Consider the following 19323-nt stretch of genomic DNA (forward strand, 5'->3'; position numbering starts at 1 on the left):
TTATAGATGTTTCGGATTTCGGTAGGGATCAACTAAAGCTTCCGCGGTCCATTTTTCCGCAAGTTCTTTATAAGATCCTTTTTTATCATGGTTTTGCATTTTTTCGTCTGCTTTCAAAATTGCATAGGACACATATACATTTCGTTTACCAGCGCTAGCAAATTGTAACGATAAATCGACACCCATCCATTCTTTTCCTAAGTTTTCGTTAATTCCTTCTAAATTTAGGTAAAGTTGTTTGTTGAATAGTAAGCAGTCTTCAGTTGCTGCTTGAATATTTCTTGGTAAAGCAATTCTGTAATAGTAACCTAAGCTTTTACCAGGGGTGCCTTTTTCGGGATAAAGTAATCGACCTTTGTCTGTATCAACTGATACTCCTACTGTTTCCACACGATAGCGTGCGTCAACTACGCGGCCAGTCACTAAACCAGAGGTCTCTTGTTGACCAATGTTCATTAACTCTTTTAACCAATCATTTTTCGTTGGTACCAATCCAGCATTTAATAAAGCCACATATTCTCCCTTAGCAGCTTGAATCATGCCATGACGTGTTTCTGTTGAAACATAACGAAGACGGTCATTTTGGATATTTATTTGATTCTCGAAGCGTGCAGGCAATAGAATTTCATAATTTGTATAGGCAGTTTTTTCTAATAATTGACGTAAGTAACTACTCATATTCTCTGTATCATTCGTAATAATCAATGATACCATCGGCACATGATCATAAAGATAGTTAATTTTATAGGAACCATAAAATTCGGCAATCTCTACTTGTGCTTTTAAGCCACGGCGTTCCGTTGCCGCTTGGACCGCTTTTTGACCAGCTACATAGGCGTAACCTTTGCTTTCAGGGTTTAGAGCAGTCGATGATTCAATGGCACGCCAATGATACATCATACCAGGAATATGCTTGATTTTCGTTGCTTGTTCCGTTGCTCGTAATACGAAATCATAGTCTTGAGCGCCGTTATATGCTGAGTTCAATCCGCCTACTTTTTCTAATAAATCACGTTTCACAACAACAAAGTGTGTAATGTAATTATGGTTTAAAATCAGTTCTGGATTCCAGTCCGATTTGTAAAACGCGTTGAAGCGACGACCATTTTCTGTAATTTTATCTTCATCAGTATAAAGAAAATCAATCGTTGGGTCTGTATTTAAAGCTTTGACCACTTCATATAATGCTTGTGGCGCTAATTCATCATCGTTATCCATGAAACCAACAAAATCGCCAGTAGCAATCGACAAAGCTGAGTTAGTTGCTTCTGAAATATGTCCGTTTTCTTCGCGATAAATAACTTTGATTCGTTGATCTAGTTCTTTATATTTTTCTAGCATAGGCTTAATATGTTCGCTTGGCGATGCATCATCTGCTAAACATAACTCCCAATTTTCATAGTACTGATTTTGTAAAGAAGAGACACATGCTGCAAGCCATTTTTCTTCGACATTATAAACAGGCACAGCGACAGAAATTTTAGGCTGAAATTGGAACGTTTTAATTTCCGCTAAAACTGCCTCCACGTCAACAGGGGCTTCTGCTTTTTCTTGTCGTTTAAAGTACCACTTCACTGAGCCCATCAAACCACGTGTCTGAATCGAACGCCATGCTCGATCAAATTTCGTGCCTGGTTGAACCATGTTTGGACGCTCCACCACGTATTGAACCTTCTGGCCTGATTTGGTGTCAATGTTTAGCGTGTAGGCTGGTAAATCTTCTGGATCTTTAATCGTAATGACAAAACCATAATCTTGATCGCCTTCTAATTCAAACATATCAATAACATCCCGACGATATTCTGTTTCCACCGTATAAGTGACTGATTCACTAGCTTCTGCAATGCTGAATCTTAGCGGATAATTTGTTTGTTTGTCATACGCCCACCCTCTGATAACAGAAACGTTATTTTCTACATCGCGAGCAATATCATCGATGGTTAAATTAATCATTTTATCAAATTTAGTTAACGTGATTCGTTTATATTTTCCAGTAGGCATAGGGGCAGTCTCCGTCTGTTTATTCATTTCTTCTAAAAATTGATTTCTTTCATCTAACAGTGCATGAATAAAGGTATTTTCACGTTCTGAATAGTTGCCTTCAAAGAAATAATCAATGGCTACTGTCAGGTCTTTGCCTGCCATTTGTGCATCGGTTACTTCGATTACAGGTACTTGCGTATCTAAGAAATAATAGATATTCTCTTGTACCAGAAAAGCATTCGTGGCTGCGACTGGGACTGTCTCGCCGTCTATCGTCATGGATAATTTGACAATTGCCCCCGTTAAACTTGGGAATAATTTTATCAGTTGGACGTCTTCTGGTATCTTCAGTTGGAACTGTTTTGTTTCAGGTTTTTGTAAATCAACTGGTTGATCCAACTCAGTCTCTTTTTCTTCGCCGCAATTAATTAAAATATGAACGTTTTTTTCATTGTATGAATTTACTGGTGTCACTCGCTCTGGCTGTTCTACTGGTTCAGCAGTCAAGGCAAAAAAGTACTGATACACTTCGCCAAAGGGACGCGCTTTAAAAGCTGCTTGTACTTCTACAGGTAACGCTTCATACGTCGTAGGAATTTCGTTGTAGCCAACTTGATTAAATGTAAAATCTTCTTTGGCAATGTATAAACCAACTTCTGCAAAAACTTTTTCAAATCCTTCTTGTAAATAGAATGATTTATGCGTAGCATCCAACAGCCCAGTTTCATTCCATGTTAAACGATTATTAAATAAATCAATTAAGACAGAATTATGCGCCAAATTAGGGAAAGTGATTAAGATTTGACCGCTTGGTTTTAAAAACGGTTTGACTTTTGCTAAGGCGCTTTGAGGATTCATTAAATGTTCCAACACATCCGCAAAAACGATATAATCAAACGTCTTACCAGCAAAGTATTCGACCCAATCATTTTCATCAATATTGCCATAAAAGGCATCTGTTGAAAATTGACTGACATGATCATAAAGTTCTTTGTCTAATTCAACAATTGAGACCTGGCACTTTTTTTCTTCCATCAAATAGCTAGTCATTCGCCCATTACCTGGACCAAATTCCAAGACATCACTATTTTCTTTGATTTGTGCTACGATTTTCCCAACACTGGTACTCTCGTCTGTTTCCATTTCAAAATCATACTTCATCTTTTGTCGTATCCTTCCATTTATGATCTAAGATGACAATTCCTTCTCCGGCATAACGACCGGTAATAAACATCGTCACGTATTTTGTTTTGTAGACTAATGGGACTGTTGCATGTTCCTCAAAGAAAGCAATATCAAAATAATATTCACCTGTTAATAATGACATTTTTTCATATTCTAAATAAAAAACATTCCGTCCTTTTTTCCAAGGAATTTGCACGCCATCTAATAACGTATTTAAGCCACAGACATAATGGTTGTCCACTGTTCGAATAGCGACCCCACAAACAGGCTTCTTAATTTGGTCATTTTTGACAGTATATTCAATTTTTACAATCACTTTTTCATCTTGCGTTACCATTTCTAAGGGTTCATAATCCGCGTTTAAAAGTTCCGCATGATCCACTTCAATAATATCTGGCGTTGGGGTTTCATCTTTCATGGTCGCTTCGCGGTCAACTGTTTTAATTGATTTCTTTTTCAAAAAGTTTTCGTAATTGGTAGTCACGTCCATCGTATCTCCATATTCAACGACTTTCCCGTGTTGCAACCAAAAAGTTCTATCACAAAAACGGCGGATGGAGTTTACATCGTGAGAAACAAATAAAATTGTTTTACCAGAATTTTTAATTTCTGTAAATTTTTCCATACATTTTAATTGAAACTCTAAATCCCCGACAGCCAACGCTTCATCGACAATTAAAATATCGGGATCCACGTTAATGGCTACCGCAAAAGCCAAGCGGACAAACATACCACTAGAGTATGTCTTAACTGGTTGATACAAATGATCGCCGATGTCAGCAAAATCAATGACATCTTGGACACGCTCTTCCATCTCTTCTCGGGAAAAACCCAAGACCATTCCATTTAAGAAAATATTTTCATATCCTGAATATTCAGGGTTAAAACCTGAACCTAATTCAAGCAACGCTGAAATTTTCCCATTAATCACCATGGACCCGGAGGTTGGCGTTAATACTCCTGTAATAATTTTTAACATGGTTGATTTTCCAGAACCATTTTCGCCGACAAAGCCAATCATCTCGCCTTTTTTAATTTGCATCGTGACATCGTCTAACGCATAAAACAAATCGTGGTAAGATTTTTTGGTTGGACTAAGCGCTTCTTTAAACCGATCGGACGGCTTTTTATACATGTTGTATGTTTTGGTAATATGTTGGATATCGATTGCATATTCTGACATGTCGTTCTCTCCTTATAGTACATCTGAAAAATGTGGTTTTAAGCGTCTAAACACGGTTGAGCCAATTAATAGTAAAACAATAGTAACTCCCCAGAAATATAAGCTATATTGCCAATGTTCCCAGAACCATGCACCGCCTAAATAAGATTCGCGGTATCCTTGAACAATATAATATAATGGATTGATTTTTAAGATTGTCGCAATCATTCCAGTTGGTTGCCATAAAATTGGCAATGTCCACATAACTGTTTGCATAATGATATTGATAAATTGCATAATATCAGGTAAAAATGGTTGTGTTGAAGCAGTAATCCACGTAATTGCTGTTAAAAAGACTAATAAACAAGCTAAGTAGTAAATTAATTGCAAACTGTACAAACTTGGATAATAACCGTTAGCTGTAGTAATTACAAAACCAATTAGAATGAAAAACAAGTGGGTGTACAAGTTCGATAAAATTTTAGACGTTGGTAAAATTTGTACATTAAACACAACTTTTTTAACTAAATAACTATATTCACGAAACACATTCGTGGCTGATAATAACGAATCTGAAAAGAAGAACCAAGGTACCATCCCTGTTACTAAATAGACAATGAATGGCATATTGTCGCCAGCTCTAGAACGAAGGCCTACAGAAAAGACAAACCAATACGTCAAAACAGTTACTAATGGCGTTAAAAACGCCCAGACAATTCCTAGTGCTGAACCAGCATACTTGGCCTTAAAATCATTAAATGAAAATTGTAATAACAATTTTTTGTTCTGAAAAATATTCTTGAAAATTGAAAATGTTTCTTTAAACATATACTTATTCCTTCCGTAATAAACTATTTTTATCTAAAATTTTTGGATACAAAAATGCCATTTTAAACAACATTTCTATTTTATCGATAAACGCCTAGCTTTTCAATAGTAGACCCCTTTTTATAAAGAAAAATTTAACTGATTTCACTATATTAAAAAATCTTGTCCAATTTTTAGGAGATTATGCTACAATAATGGAGGTCTTGCATTTTTTTGCACGGAAACTATTTTTGAGAGAAGGGAAATTATGGTTCTTTTTATTATTTACGTATTTCTGTCTTCTGCTGGTCTGGTCTTATTTAAACTAGGTTCTAGCAGTTTGAACATCCAACTCCAACAAACAATCTTTTCAATGAATATCTCACTTATTTCTTTATTAGGTTTATTTTGTTATTTAATTAGTTTTATTTTATGGATGTTAATTATTAGTCGTTCCGATGTTTCTTACATTGTTCCTTTAGGCGTTGCCTGTACAAACATCGCTATTTTAATTGCTTCAAATCTGATTCTAAAAGAGACGATTACAACGAATGCCCTTATTGGTGCTGTGGTTATTATTGTCGGCATTGTGATTATGAATCTTAAATAAAAAAGATCGCTATTCATTGAGCTGACCCTTAAAAATTAGACTTTCAGGTCCAACTTTTAAGGGTCACTACACATTAGCGATCTTTTTTATTTTCTTCAGATTTCATGATAGATAATTCCTGCAATAATGTTTTAATGCGATTTTCGTGTTTTGAAATCAACACAGAATTTTTAATTTCCATAATTAAAAGGACAATCACTGCAGCTGATAATAAAAAGTTTGACGTTGTTTCAAACCCAACGGCCATTGCTAACCATTCTGCCAAATGCGGGAAAATAGCAAAAATAATTAAGACAATTGAGATTAATAACCAAATCAAAGCATTTTTTAGGAGAAAAATATTTTTATTAATTCCTCGAATAATGTATAAGAAAAAGCCAATTGCAAATAAAAATAAAGCTAGCCATAACACGGTTGGTAGCATTAATCTCCCTCCTTCATAAAGGCAGCAATCAGAATTGCTGAGCCGACTTCCAGCATATACTTCACAGAAGCCAATGCACGAATCGAAGAAACACCACCAAGCCGTTCCATCATATTGACAGGTCTTTCAACAATCACAAAGTGTTTTTTTATTAAGTGAACAATCGATTCTGGCTCAGGATAATTTGTCGGATAACGCTTTGCAAAAAAAGCAATCACTTTCCGATTTCCCGCTCGATAACCAGAAGTCACATCATAAATTGTTTTACCAGAAGCCATTCGAATACAAAAGGATAACAAACGAATACCAAAACGGCGCATTTTCGTACTTTGAAAAGCCGCTTCGTTTCCAGGAAGGAAACGAGAGCCAATCGAAAAATCGCATTTACCCTCTGCTAATGGTTCCAGTAAGACAGGTAAACTATTGATATCATGTTGACCATCACCATCAAACTGAACCGCCACATCATACTCATTTTCTAAGGCGTATTTATAGCCTGTCTGTACTGCCCCGCCAATACCTAAATTCAACACTAAATGAATGGCATTAATTTGGTTGGCTTCTAAAATTTGTTTGGTTCTATCTGTCGAACCATCATTGATTACCACATAATCCAATTCATGTTGAAAATGCGTAACTTCCTGTTTAAATGTTTCAATGGAAGCAATCGTCCGCAAAATATTTTCTTCCTCATTGTAAGCAGGAATGATTAAAAGAACTTTCATAGAAGAACACCTTTCCACTTTCTCTCTACCCAAAAACCCTTTAGTTAAGTTTTTTATTGTTGAACATTTTCTAACATTTGTGCTAAGGCTTCTTGCCAAGTAGGAATTTTAAAGCCTAACGCTTCTGTTTTACTTAAATCCATGACAGAATATTGTGGTCTTTGCGCCTTTTGTGGAAATTGAGTTGAATCCACTGGCAGTACTTCCACTTCAGTATCTTTTAAAATTTCTTTAGCAAACTGATACCAGCTACAGCTGTTTTCATTAGACAAATGATAAACACCAAATGGCGCTTTTTCTGCAATAACAAATGCCATAAATTCGGCTAACGTTCTTGTCCAAGTTGGGCGGCCAAACTGATCGTCCACTACCGTTAGTTGGTCTCTTGTTTCCGCTAATTTTTGCATGGTAAAGACAAAGTTATGACCGTATTGACCAAATACCCATGATGTTCGAATAATATAATAGTCGTCCAGGATTTCTTGTACCGCTTGTTCCCCTAATAACTTCGTCCGACCATACTCATTTAAAGGATTCGGTTGATCATCAATCGCATAGACGCCTTCTTTTTTAGTTCCATCAAAAATATAATCTGTACTTACGTAAACAAGTGTCGCCCCCACTGCTTTAGCAGCTTCTGCAACATGACGTGTGCCATCTACATTCACTTTTTCATCTAATTCCTTGCCTTCGTCTTCTGCTTTATCAACAGCTGTATAAGCAGCACAATGATAAATGACGCTTGGTTGAATTTCTTTCACTTTTGCCAACGTACTATCCGCATCAGTAATATCTAATTCTGTGGAATCCGTTGAAACATACTCAATTCCTTGTTCGTCTAATAGGTGACGTAATTCTGTGCCCAATTGGCCATTTCCACCAGTAATTAAAATCATTTTTTTCGCTCCTTCTTGAAAAAAAGGCAGGGCAAAGTAGCTTTTGTACTTTGCCATCGCCTTTCGACTGTTATCTCACATGTCAGAAAAAATTACTGACCATTTTGTGCATATTTTGCTTCAACAGCTTCTTTATCTGCACGCCACCAGTCTTCATTTTCTGTATACCACTTGATTGTTTCTGCCAAGCCTTCACGGAAATTCGTGAATTCTGGTTCCCAACCTAATTCTTCGCGTAATCTGGTTGAATCAATCGCATAACGTAAGTCATGTCCTGCACGATCGTTGACATGCTCATAGGCATCAACAGGTTGTCCCATTAATTCTAAAATTAATTCCATCACTGTTTTATTGTCTTCTTCACCATCTGCTCCGATTAAATATGTTTCGCCAATTTGCCCTTTTGTTAAAATTGCCCAAACAGCCGAAGAATGGTCGTTTGTATGAATCCAGTCACGAACATTTTTACCAGCACCATAAAGTTTTGGTGTAATGCCGCTTAAGACATTGGTAATTTGACGAGGAATAAATTTTTCAATATGTTGATATGGACCATAGTTATTTGAACAATTTGAAATTGTTGCTTGTAAGTTGAAAGAACGAACCCACGCTTTGACTAACAAGTCAGATCCTGCTTTTGTTGAAGAATAAGGACTTGAAGGATTGTAAGGCGTTTCGGCAGTGAATTTTTCCCCTTCGCCTTCTCCATGTCCTGGTAAATCTTCTCTTAAAGGTAAATCGCCATAAACTTCATCAGTCGATACATGGTGGTAACGAACATTGTTTTTACGGCAAGCTTCGATCAATGTGTACGTCCCAATCAGATTGGTTTGTACAAATGGGAATGGGTCGTTTAATGAGTTGTCGTTATGCGATTCAGCAGCATAGTGAACGACCGCATCTGTTTCAGCGACTAAACGATTAACTAATTCAGCATCAGCGATATCTCCTACGACTAATTCCACACGATCACTTGGTAGACCTTCAAGATTTTTTTCATTTCCTGCATACGTTAATTTATCTAATACAGTTACATGAACTTCTGGATGATTCTTTACAACATAATGAACAAAATTTGAGCCGATAAAACCAGCTCCACCTGTTACGATGATTTTTTTCATAATTGAAACTCTCCTACTTTTTTCTTAAATTTCGCCATAGATAAACGGATTTTCCGCTTCAAATTCTTTTAAGGTTGGATGTTTTTGATCCTTTTCTGACGTAATCGCTTTTTCTGGCGCAATTGGCCAATCAATAGCTAACGCTGGATCGTTAAAAGCAATACCGCCGTCTGCTGCCGCATTGTAGTAATTGTCACACTTGTACATAAAATTCACGTTCGGTGTCAAGGTGACAAAACCATGAGCAAAACCTTTTGGTACTAAAAGCTGACGGTGATTATGTTCTGATAAAATGTAGCCTTCCCATTGACCATAGGTTGGACTCCCTTTACGAATATCAACAATCACATCTAATACCGCACCTGTTACAACGCGAATTAGTTTTGTTTGCGCAGCTTCGCCTTTTTGAAAATGCAATCCACGCAAGACACCTGCTTCTGTTGATAATGAATGATTATCTTGGACAAAATCAAAGTCTAATCCATGTTCTGCAAATTTAGCTTTGGAATAACTTTCTGTAAAAAAGCCACGATGATCACCGAAAACATCCATTTCGATAATTTTGACATCTTGTAATTTTGTATCAATAACTTTCACGTTTCTTCGCTCCTATTCTGCTGCTAAACGTAGCAAGTATTGGCCGTAGCCATTTTTCTTCAATGGTTGTGCCAATTCTACCAATTGTTCTTTTGTAATATAGCCCATTCGATAAGCAATTTCTTCCAAACAAGCGACTTTTAAATTTTGACGTTTTTCAATTGTTTCAATAAATGTTGACGCTTCTAATAAGGATTCGTGTGTGCCTGTATCTAACCAAGCAAAGCCACGGCCCATTACCTCAACAGAAAGTTTATTTTTTTCAAGGTAGACTTTATTAACGTCTGTTATTTCTAATTCCCCACGTTCTGACGGTTTGATCCCTTTTGCAATTTCAACCACTTCATTGTCGTAAAAATACAAACCTGTCACTGCGTAATTTGACTTCGGTTGTGCTGGTTTTTCTTCAATAGAAAGCGCCCGCATCTCTTCATCAAATTCTACCACGCCGAAACGCTCTGGATCATTTACATGGTAACCAAAGACTGTTGCCCCTGACTCTTTAGAAGCCGCTCGTTGCAACATTTTTGATAAGCCGCCACCATAATAAATATTGTCCCCTAAAACTAAACAGACACTATCATCACCAATAAATTCTTCACCAATAATAAATGCTTGCGCCAAACCATCTGGACTTTCTTGCACCGCGTATTCGATATGAATGCCTAAATCATGGCCATCGCCGAATAAGCTTTCAAAACGTGGTGTATCTTCTGGTGTAGAGATAATCAAAATTTCATTAATTCCCGCCAACATTAACGTTGACATTGGGTAATAAATCATTGGTTTGTCGTAAATTGGCATTAATTGTTTTGATGTTGCTTTTGTTAACGGATATAAGCGTGTCCCGCTTCCGCCTGCTAAAATAATTCCTTTCATGAACAATCTCCTTAAATACTTCTATTTTTAGTTTCTATAAAACCAAATATCCTTCCCTATTATCGCATTAAGCATAGGGTTTGTCATGTTTTTTACGTAAATTTTACAAATCTGTAAAGGTTTAGCGCTGTTCCTTTAAACGCTGATGTAAAGCTTTTAATAAATTCACACGCCAATTTAATTTTTGTTGGAAACTTGTTTTGGTAATAATGGGGCTGACATTCGCTCCATGTCTTCGGTAAAGCACTAATGGTTCTTTAATGAGACCCGTTTGCTTCTTCCGTGCAGCTAATAAACCAATCCACATATCATGCATAGGAACTTCCGGCGGAATGGGTAAAATGACGTTTTTCATCTCTTGACGAAAGGCCATACCTGCCCCAATATAGCCACTTTTTATCGCATTTCGCCAAAATCCTGGTTTGACTTTTCGAAACTTAAAATAAGAGGGATTGGTAACTTGTAAATCCGCATCAACAATTTTCAAGTCACTAATAACCACTTGGATGTCAGGGTGCGTTTCAAAATATTCTGTCACCGTCGTTACTTTATTTGGCAACCAAACGTCATCTTGATCTGCTAAAAATATTACTTCGCCTTTCGTATGCGTAAGCGCAAATGCAAAATTAGCAATCACTCCTTGCCCTGGACCTTGTAACAATTGAATTTGGGGATAATTCGCTGCATACGTCCTCAAAATTTCCAACGTATGATCAGTAGAACCATCATCTGAAATAATTAGTTCATCTTCTTCACTGACTTGTAAAAGAATACTATCTAATTGTTCCGCGAGATATTTTTCTCCATTATATGTCGCAATACAAACTGAGATCATAGATTATCCTTTCATTAACTTGAGAAATTCTGCCAATGTTTGCCGCCAAATTTGGCGATTTTTGACAGTTAAAAATTGCTTACTACTGCGTAAAAATAAATGGCGTCGATGATGGGAAAACTTTTCTTGATCATATCGACGATAAAATAACGTTTCTGCTTCAATAATAGAGCGATAACGTTGAGGACTCATTGTACGATAATCTAAAACAGACAATTCTTGTTTTAGGTGGATTGGTAAGACTTCAATCTTTTTATTGGCTTGATTTAATTGATAAAAGAACCAATGGTCTAAATAGTCCAAAGGAAATTCTTCCGAAAATCCTTCCAACCAGCGTAGCGTTTCTGCCGTAATAACTGTACCAGAATTGATAGCCATCAACGGTTGGTTGGCTATCCCTGCTGCTGGCTTTGCTCCTTTAAGCCCAACGTATTGATCACTATATACTGGCGAAATTTGTTGTCCATTTGCTTCTACAATTGGAACATAGACTGCCACAGTCGGATCTAATGGCATGATGATCAACGTATCAAAATAAGAGGCTGGCACTTCTGTGTCTTGGTCAAGGAGCAACAATAATTCACATTGATTCGCTTGACTAAAAGCAATCGCTTCATTATAAGCGGTCGCTAGGCCTGGATTATCAGGATTATGTCGATAAGTAACATTTTGTTGTAAAAATAATGCATCTTCTTGAGGAAGTGGGCTGTTGTCATAAATAAATAAGTGCAATTCGGGATGATTTACCACTTCTTTTAATAACAAATAATTCGGCGTATCAGCCATTTTCATTTGATATAAGACGATGACTACCGCTAATCTTTGACTCATTAAAAGAACCTCCAGCCCCATTTGTTAAAAAATTTCCCCATTGATTGCATAAAGATTTTAAACAATTTCCGACTTTTATGGGCGCCCTTTTCATACATGTGAACAACCGTTTCAAAAGGCGTATAGAGAATCCGATAGCCTGCTTTGCCAAAACGTAAACATAAATCGTTGTCTTCAAAGTACATGAAGAAACGTTCATCGAACCCACCAATTTCAACGAATTTTTCACGATCAATCAACATAAAACAGCCTGAGCCCATTTTAATATCCGTTGTTTCTGTATCCGACAAATCGCGACATTCATAAATACTCAAACGTTTATCAAAAATTTTCTTTACAAATTGAAAGGGAATAAAACGTAACATATAATCGAAGACATCTAATTTTTGACGAACTAAATATTGCGTCGTGCCATCTTCATTTAACACTTTAGGGCTAACGACTGCAATGTTCTTATCTATTTTGATACGGTCTAATAGACGATCAAGCACGTCTTTAGTAACCAAAACATCGGGATTAAAAATAATTGCATATTTTGTCGAAGCATTGAATAACACTTGATTATGACCATGACCAAACCCTTGATTTTCTTCAGCGCGATGGATAGTAATAAATGGTTCATATGTTGTTAATTTTTCAAGATACGCTGTTTCAGAATGATTGTCATAGATATGAATATCATAAATACTATCAGTACCTAGTTCAGCTTTTAATTGGTCTAGTACATTAAAAATGTAACGACTATTATAAGTGACAATCGAGATTGTTACCATTTCTTGCATGCTCATTTCTCCTTACTACTGAAACATCGTCTTAAAAAAAAAGCATATGTTTCACACATATACTTTTTTAAGTTTAATGGAATTATATCATAGGTTTACGCTCTCGCAAAGCAACCTAAAGATTTCTTTACTTTCTCTTAGAATGCTTGCCAAGTCGCTTTTTCATTTGCTCCTGACGATATTCACGATTCCCTAAAATCCGTAACAAATACATCAACGGTTGATGTCCTTCGCCAACTAGACCGATTAGTTCAATGAATAGTTCTAAGCCAATTAAACAAAAGACAATTAATAAAATTGATGCTACTGTACTTGAATAGCTGAACAATAAAGAGACAAAGGAAAAAACTAACGCTAATGCATAAATAGTCATGACCGCCCCTTTATGGGTAAAACCTAAGGATAACAAGCGGTGATGCAAATGCATTTTATCTGCTGAGGAAATGGGCTTCTTGTTCAATAGCCGTCGAATAATTGCATAAACCGTATCCGTAATTGGCACACCTAAAATCACCATTGGCGTAATTACCGTAATAAACGTAGCATTTTTCAAGCCCTGTAACGACATTACTGCAATCATAAACCCGAGGAATAACGCCCCGGTATCTCCTAGAAATATTTTAGCCGGATAAAAATTGTATGGGAAAAATCCCGCAATGCTCGCAACTAAAATAAAAATAACAATTGGAATATAGACCGTTTTAGCATGTAGGAAAAAATACCCTGTAATACCAATCGTGGTTAATCCAATAATGGATACGCCTGATGCTAAACCATCCAAACCATCAATTAAATTTACTGCATTCGTAATCGCTAAAATCCACAATAAAGTTAGTGGTAAACTAAACCAGCGCAAATCAATCATTCCAACAACTGGCAACGTCACAAAATCTATCCGAATTCCAGCAACAAAATAAATAACTAATGCTGCTAACAAAATACCGATTGTTTTTTTCATTGGAGTAATCTCTTTAATATCATCAATGAGGCCTGTCAAAACAACCATTCCACCAGCCAAAATAATCGGCCAAATATAATCTTGTGGGATAATCGAACGAAAAATCAATAAACATGAACTAGCAAAAGCAATGTAGATTGCAAGTCCTCCTGCTGTAGGCATATTTTTGGTATTGATTCGTCGCTCTCCTGGTGCATCGTAGGCGCCAATCCGAAACGCTAGAAGCTTAACAAGTGGTGTTAATAGCAAAGATAAGATAAATGTCATAAATAAACGTATTAAAACTTCATAAATAAATAGTGACATAGTCGAACCCACTTTCTTCTCGTTCAGGGTATATTATACCGTAAACTGAAGCATTTACAAGCTGAAACATGTGTTCTGGCAACGGTTTAGACTTTTTTAAAGAAATCCATTTATTTTTTCTTTTTAAACCATCTAAACAAGCGTTGTTCAAAACTTGGTTGTTTCTTTTCTTTATCTCCAGATAAGTATTCATCGACAACAGCGTTGACAATTGCTCCTAAAATAATAATCGTGGCAGCAAAATTCAGCCATAACATTAAGATGATAAAACTCCCGATGATTTGATAACTTGCGATTCTAGAACTAAAATATTTTACGTACAAACCAAAAATTTGTGATAATAACATCCAACCGACTGTCGAAAAAATAGCCCCTGGCAAAATGGAACGTAACGATAATTTCCGATTAGGAACGACCGCATAAATCAAACACATAATCACTAATAAAACAACGGTCGTTAACGGCCATTTTAACGCTTGGAAAGTATCGATCACAGATGTTGAGTAGTGGAAAATTGGTTGCAGTAATTCAATAATGTACTGACCCAAACCTAAAATTACTACTACACCAACAATCGCTACCATAAATAACAAAATAACTAAAAATGAGACCACTCTTACGAGAATAAAATTTTTCCTTTGTTCGACACCAAAAGCTTTATTCATCGCGTTTTGTAGTGCATTAATACTTTGACTGGCACTCCAAAATGCTGCTAAAGCGGAAACAGAAAGCAACCCGCCTGAACGTTGAGTCAGTAGTGAACGAATCGCTGGTTCTAAGTTCTTATAAACATCTTTCGGAATCGCCTCTGCAATATAAGGCAACACAGAATTAGGGTCGATTCTTAAATAAGGTAAGACATTACCTACCGCAATCAGTAATGGAAACAGCGAGAGTAATAAATAATAGGCAACAACCACTGAGCTGTTGCCTATTTCGGCTGTGACCATGTGACTTTGCGTTGTCTCAATAAAACGCATCAAAGATTGATTCTTTTTGATGTTGTCGAGAAACTTCATCACACACTCTCCTTATTAATAAGTCAATTCTTCGCCTTGTGACGTTAAGATTCTTGGACCTTCTTTCGTAATCGCTAATGAATGTTCATATTGACAACTTAGACCGCCATCTTCAGTATAAGCAGTCCAACCATTTGGGTCCATTTTCATGCGCCAAGTTCCTGTGTTAACCATTGGCTCAATGGTAATAACCATTCCCTCTTTTAAACGTAGTCCTTTACCTGCTTCACCATAGTGAGGAATCATTGGACTTTCATGGATAGTTGGGCCAATGCCGTGGCCTACAAAATCGCGAACTACCCCGTAGCCTTCTCCTTCTACATACGTTTGAATTGCATGACCAATGTCGCCAATTCTATTTCCTACTTGTGCTTGGTCAATCCCAAGATATAGCGCTTTTTTGGTTACTTCCATCAAGCGGTCAATTTCAGGTGTTGATTCACCCACGACATAAGACCAGCATGAATCAGAGATTGCGCCTTTTAAGTCGACACACATATCTACTTTGATTAGGTCGCCATCTTTTAATACTTTTTTACGAGGAAATCCGTGGCAGATTTCGTCGTTGATACTACAACAAGTAGCATATTTGTAACCTTCATAGCCAATTTGAGCCGCCACGCCACCATGACTTTCAATAAAGTCTCTCACAAATACTTCAATATCCCAGCTTGTAATGCCAGGTTTAATAAACGTCCGTAAATGACGGTGAACATCCGCTAATAATTCCCCTGATTCATCCATCATTTCAATTTCTCGTGGTGATTTTAATGTAATCATACTATCTCTCCTAAACTTGTTTCATTCAAATTATTTTATCACATTTTTTGCAAAAAAGATTGTTCAAACACCAATTTTCAAAAAGTCCCTTAATAAAAGCACTCGCTAGTCTTTTATAAGAAATGCGCATCTGCTATAATAAGTGACAGAATTGTATGAGGGGGAAGAAAGTTTATGACGTTAGCTAAAATTGTGTATGCAAGCATGACTGGGAATACAGAAGAAATTGCCGACATTGTTGCAGAAGCATTTGAAGATTTAGAATTAGAGGTCGAAATTGATGAGTGTACGCAAGTCGATGCCGCTGATTTTGAAGAGGCCGATATCTGTGTAGTAGCTACATATACGTATGGCGATGGCGATTTACCTGATGAAATTGTCGACTTTTATGAAGACTTACAAGAGATTGATTTATCAGGAAAAATCTTCGGCGTTTGTGGTTCAGGAGACACGTTTTATGATGATTTTTGTAAATCGGTGGACGACTTCGAAGCAGTCTTTACTCAAATTGGGGCAAAAAAAGGCGCCGACAGCGTTAAAGTTGATTTAGCCGCTGAAGAAGACGACATCCAACGTTTAGAAGAATTTGCGAAAAAATTAGCAACTGCCGCAGAATAACTACGTTGAAATAAATAAAAAAACACCAGAGAAAAATGGCTAGTTCCCATTTTTCTCTGGTGTTTTGATATTCCTAATTTAAAAATAAAATACTGTAATTTAAAGCTGCCGCAAAAGTAACCCAAAGAATATAAGGAATCATCAACCAGCCACGCGTTATTAATTTATAACGCAAGTAGTCCCACTGTTGAACTATTAATAATAGCCATAACAATGAGATATCAATCACAGATAATAAATTATTTTGTAAAGAAAAAAAGAAAAATGTCCAGAAAAAGTTCGCAATAAATTGTAAAATAAATAGCGTAATCATCCGTTTTTTCTGTTGTTTATTTGGATGAACTAAGATGAAATAAAAAGTAATGCCCATAAAAATATACAACACCAACCACACTGGTCCAAATAACCAGCCTGGCGGAGCAAAACTTGGTAATCTCAACGCTTGATAATATTCTCTCGCATTTACTGAAAATAAGCCCGACAAGAGCCCTAGTCCGGTAATTCCTACAATACTTAGCCATAAACGCTTATCTTTCACTCGGTTCATGTTTTTTGCCCCTTTCTATTTCTCTTCTTTACTGTAGCATGGTTGCGAATAATCTACCATTAATACACTTAACAAAAAAAGACCGTTCTTTTAAGAAACAGTCTTTTGCTGTTACCTCACAGAAGTTATCAGCATGAGGTTACACTTTTTTTAATTTTTATAGGTCAATATCAATTGGTTCATCTCGTTCAAGAATTGCTTCAATACTATCTTTCATTAAATGAATGATTTGTTCTTCTGAAGGATGGATAATTCCAGAAGTCATTAATGCAGCCACACCAGTAGCGACCACCCATGTTCCCATGTGTAAAGAGTCAATTTGAACATCGTTTAAATTAGCATACTCAGGATCAGCTTTTACCGCTTCAGTAAAATAGTGATAAGAGAATTCTTGCATTTTTTTGCCGCCACCATATTCTTCTAAATAAAGCGCACGGTATAACTTACTTTCACTTGTCGCAAAATGAATATAGTTTAAAGCCAAATCAACAATTGTATTCCCGGTATGTTTTACTGGAAAGACTTCTTTCGCTAAGTATTTATGAATTTTTTGGAATAAAGCATCGCGTAAATCATCCATGTTTTTAAATTCCAAATAAATCGGTTGGGTGGAACATTTCATTTTATTAGCAATATTACGTGCAGTGAACTTCGAAAATCCTTCAGTGGCGACTACTTCATAGGCAGCTGTTAAAATCTGCTCTTTCGTAATGGTTTTTTTTCTTGCCATAATTCCCTATCCCCTTTATTCATTCATATACAACGCTTCCAAATAAATGCTTATGGTTATTGTAACACGATTTTTCTATTATGCAAAATTAGAACAACTCTTTGTACAAAAGTTCACTGAGCGGGAGCACGACAACTTTTACCCCAACTTAAAATAACAGTTGATAAAGGCTTTATTTCGTTGAGTTCCCTGCTCTTCCGTGTTATGATATGAGCAGTCATTACCCATCAAAATGAAGGAGGAATCACGAATGACCTTAGAGAATTTTAATGAAAATCTAAAGAAATATGCACGTTTAATTGCTGAAACGGGTGTCAATGTTCAGGACAATCATACGGTTGTTTTACAAATCAGTGTCGATCAAGCGCCCCTTGCCCGCTTAATTACGGAAGAAGCTTATCGCTTAGGTGCGGCCGAAGTAATTGTTCAATGGAGTGACGAAACCATTCAACGTGAATTTTTAGCTCATGCTGCAACTGATCGTATTGAAAATGTTCCTCAATATAAAATTGATCAAACCGATGATTGGATTGCCAAAGGCGCAAGCCGAATTAGCGTGGTTTCTTCTAATCCTGATGCATTAGCTGGCGTGGATGCACAACGTGTAGCAGCTTTCCAAGCGGCTAATGGGAAAGCATTGGTCAACCTACGAAAAGCAACACAAGCCAACAAAGTAAGTTGGACTGTTGTAGCTGCTGCTAGTGAAGGCTGGGCAGCTAAAGTCTTTCCAGAATTAGCAACAAGTGAAGAACAAGTTGATGCACTTTGGAATGAAATTTTCAAAACAACACGAATTTATGAAGAAAACCCAGTTATTGCTTGGGATATCCATGATAAAAAATTACAAGAAAAAGCGGCTGAATTAAACGAACAACAATTTACTGCTTTACACTACACAGCTCCTGGGACAGATTTAACGATTGGTTTGCCTAAAAACCATTTATGGGAAGGCGCTGGTAGTTATAACGCTCGTGGGGAAGAATTTATGGCTAATATGCCAACAGAAGAAGTTTTCACCGCCCCAGATAGTCGCCGCGTTGATGGTTATGTTTCTAGTACAAAACCACTAAGTTATGCTGGCACAATCATTTCGGGAATGAAATTTACATTTAAAGATGGAAAAGTTGTTGACTTCTCAGCTGAACAAGGCGAAGAAGCATTGAAAAATCTCTTAGCTATTGATGAAGGTGCCAAACACTTAGGAGAAGTTGCTTTAGTACCAGACCCTTCACCAATTTCACAATCCGGTTTGATTTTTTATAATACATTGTTTGATGAAAATGCCTCTAATCATTTAGCCTTTGGTTCGGCCTATGCCTTCAACTTACAAGGCGGCACGGAGATGAGCGAAGAAGAATTAGCTGCAGCTGGTTTAAATCGTAGCCAAACACATGTGGACTTTATGGTAGGATCTGACAAAATGAATATTGACGGCATTAAGGAAGACGGGACGATTGTTCCAGTTTTTAGAAATGGCGATTGGGCATAAATTTAAAAAGAAGCAAGCCGTTATTTTTTACGGCTTGCT

General features: G+C 36.7%; 20 protein-coding genes. 3 read left to right on the plus strand and 17 right to left on the minus strand.

Annotated elements, in window-relative coordinates; translation table 11 throughout:
* From IGL93_RS08735 to IGL93_RS08745, 3 genes are read right to left on the minus strand one after another with little or no spacing between them, the layout of a single operon-like run.
* Positions 1 to 3144, minus strand: coding sequence for a glycosyltransferase (locus IGL93_RS08735; RefSeq protein WP_010775971.1), 3144 nt, complete (start codon positions 3142 to 3144; stop codon positions 1 to 3).
* Complete coding sequence (locus IGL93_RS08740) at positions 3134 to 4351, minus strand: ABC transporter ATP-binding protein (protein WP_002356901.1); 1218 nt, start codon at positions 4349 to 4351, stop codon at positions 3134 to 3136. The genes IGL93_RS08735 and IGL93_RS08740 overlap by 11 nt, the downstream gene beginning before the upstream one ends.
* Positions 4352 to 4363: 12 nt before the next feature.
* Positions 4364 to 5158, minus strand: a complete 795-nt coding sequence (locus IGL93_RS08745) for an ABC transporter permease (RefSeq protein ID WP_002356900.1) — start codon at positions 5156 to 5158, stop codon at positions 4364 to 4366.
* A 247-nt stretch (positions 5159 to 5405) separates the two neighbouring features.
* On the opposite strand from IGL93_RS08745, the gene IGL93_RS08750 reads away from it, so the two are divergent.
* The gene (locus IGL93_RS08750; RefSeq protein ID WP_002356899.1) at positions 5406 to 5747 is read left to right on the plus strand and encodes an EamA family transporter; all 342 of its coding nucleotides are present in this window, start codon (positions 5406 to 5408) and stop codon (positions 5745 to 5747) included.
* 73 nt (positions 5748 to 5820) lie between these two features.
* Here IGL93_RS08750 and IGL93_RS08755 read toward each other — a convergent pair whose 3' ends face one another.
* The 12 genes from IGL93_RS08755 to map all read right to left on the minus strand — a co-directional run bounded on the left by IGL93_RS08755 (position 5821) and on the right by map (position 15900).
* Complete coding sequence (locus tag IGL93_RS08755) at positions 5821 to 6171, minus strand: DUF2304 domain-containing protein (protein WP_010713253.1); 351 nt, start codon at positions 6169 to 6171, stop codon at positions 5821 to 5823.
* Positions 6171 to 6896, minus strand: coding sequence for a glycosyltransferase family 2 protein (locus IGL93_RS08760; protein WP_010713252.1), 726 nt, complete (start codon positions 6894 to 6896; stop codon positions 6171 to 6173). Before IGL93_RS08760 ends, IGL93_RS08755 begins: the two co-directional genes overlap by 1 nt.
* A gap of 53 nt (positions 6897 to 6949) precedes the next feature.
* Positions 6950 to 7792, minus strand: a complete 843-nt coding sequence (rfbD, locus tag IGL93_RS08765) for a dTDP-4-dehydrorhamnose reductase (protein WP_002356895.1) — start codon at positions 7790 to 7792, stop codon at positions 6950 to 6952.
* 92 nt (positions 7793 to 7884) lie between these two features.
* Positions 7885 to 8913 carry a dTDP-glucose 4,6-dehydratase gene (gene rfbB / locus IGL93_RS08770; RefSeq protein WP_002359895.1) on the minus strand — a complete coding sequence of 343 codons (1029 nt, stop codon included), beginning with the start codon at positions 8911 to 8913 and terminating at the stop codon, positions 7885 to 7887.
* A 24-nt stretch (positions 8914 to 8937) separates the two neighbouring features.
* Positions 8938 to 9510, minus strand: a complete 573-nt coding sequence (gene rfbC, locus IGL93_RS08775) for a dTDP-4-dehydrorhamnose 3,5-epimerase (protein ID WP_002356893.1) — start codon at positions 9508 to 9510, stop codon at positions 8938 to 8940.
* 12 nt (positions 9511 to 9522) lie between these two features.
* On the minus strand, positions 9523 to 10389 hold the full coding sequence (gene rfbA, locus IGL93_RS08780; protein ID WP_002364387.1) for a glucose-1-phosphate thymidylyltransferase RfbA: 867 nt from the start codon (positions 10387 to 10389) through the stop codon (positions 9523 to 9525).
* 121 nt (positions 10390 to 10510) lie between these two features.
* On the minus strand, positions 10511 to 11224 hold the full coding sequence (locus IGL93_RS08785) for a glycosyltransferase family 2 protein (RefSeq protein ID WP_002362119.1): 714 nt from the start codon (positions 11222 to 11224) through the stop codon (positions 10511 to 10513).
* Between the two features lie 3 nt (positions 11225 to 11227).
* A complete protein-coding gene (locus IGL93_RS08790) occupies positions 11228 to 12055 on the minus strand; it encodes a glycosyltransferase (RefSeq protein WP_010713251.1) in 828 nt (275 codons plus the stop codon).
* Positions 12055 to 12843 (minus strand): glycosyltransferase family 2 protein, encoded by a 789-nt coding sequence (locus tag IGL93_RS08795; RefSeq protein WP_002359892.1) that lies wholly within the window; start codon positions 12841 to 12843, stop codon positions 12055 to 12057. Before IGL93_RS08795 ends, IGL93_RS08790 begins: the two co-directional genes overlap by 1 nt.
* 121 nt (positions 12844 to 12964) lie before the next feature.
* Positions 12965 to 14101 carry an MraY family glycosyltransferase gene (locus IGL93_RS08800; protein ID WP_002366956.1) on the minus strand — a complete coding sequence of 379 codons (1137 nt, stop codon included), beginning with the start codon at positions 14099 to 14101 and terminating at the stop codon, positions 12965 to 12967.
* 110 nt (positions 14102 to 14211) lie between these two features.
* Positions 14212 to 15120, minus strand: a complete 909-nt coding sequence (locus IGL93_RS08805) for a YihY/virulence factor BrkB family protein (RefSeq protein WP_002383768.1) — start codon at positions 15118 to 15120, stop codon at positions 14212 to 14214.
* 15 nt (positions 15121 to 15135) lie between these two features.
* Complete coding sequence (gene map, locus IGL93_RS08810) at positions 15136 to 15900, minus strand: type I methionyl aminopeptidase (RefSeq protein WP_002389095.1); 765 nt, start codon at positions 15898 to 15900, stop codon at positions 15136 to 15138.
* 174 nt (positions 15901 to 16074) lie between these two features.
* Between map and IGL93_RS08815 the strand changes: the two genes are divergently transcribed.
* Positions 16075 to 16518, plus strand: a complete 444-nt coding sequence (locus tag IGL93_RS08815; RefSeq protein ID WP_002356885.1) for a flavodoxin — start codon at positions 16075 to 16077, stop codon at positions 16516 to 16518.
* A 73-nt stretch (positions 16519 to 16591) separates the two neighbouring features.
* Here the strand turns inward: IGL93_RS08815 and IGL93_RS08820 are convergent, their stop codons facing one another.
* On the minus strand, positions 16592 to 17065 hold the full coding sequence (locus IGL93_RS08820; RefSeq protein ID WP_002356884.1) for a TspO/MBR family protein: 474 nt from the start codon (positions 17063 to 17065) through the stop codon (positions 16592 to 16594).
* A 157-nt stretch (positions 17066 to 17222) separates the two neighbouring features.
* Complete coding sequence (locus tag IGL93_RS08825; RefSeq protein ID WP_002356883.1) at positions 17223 to 17795, minus strand: TetR/AcrR family transcriptional regulator; 573 nt, start codon at positions 17793 to 17795, stop codon at positions 17223 to 17225.
* 250 nt (positions 17796 to 18045) lie between these two features.
* Here IGL93_RS08825 and IGL93_RS08830 point away from each other — a divergent pair, with 250 nt between their 5' ends.
* Entirely contained in the window at positions 18046 to 19284 is a 1239-nt protein-coding gene (locus IGL93_RS08830; protein WP_010713248.1) for an aminopeptidase, read from the plus strand.
* The last annotated feature ends 39 nt before the right edge of the window (positions 19285 to 19323 follow it).

Origin of the sequence: Enterococcus sp. DIV1328a, from assembly GCF_050536905.1 — a bacterium.
GTDB classification, from domain to species: domain Bacteria; phylum Bacillota; class Bacilli; order Lactobacillales; family Enterococcaceae; genus Enterococcus; species Enterococcus faecalis.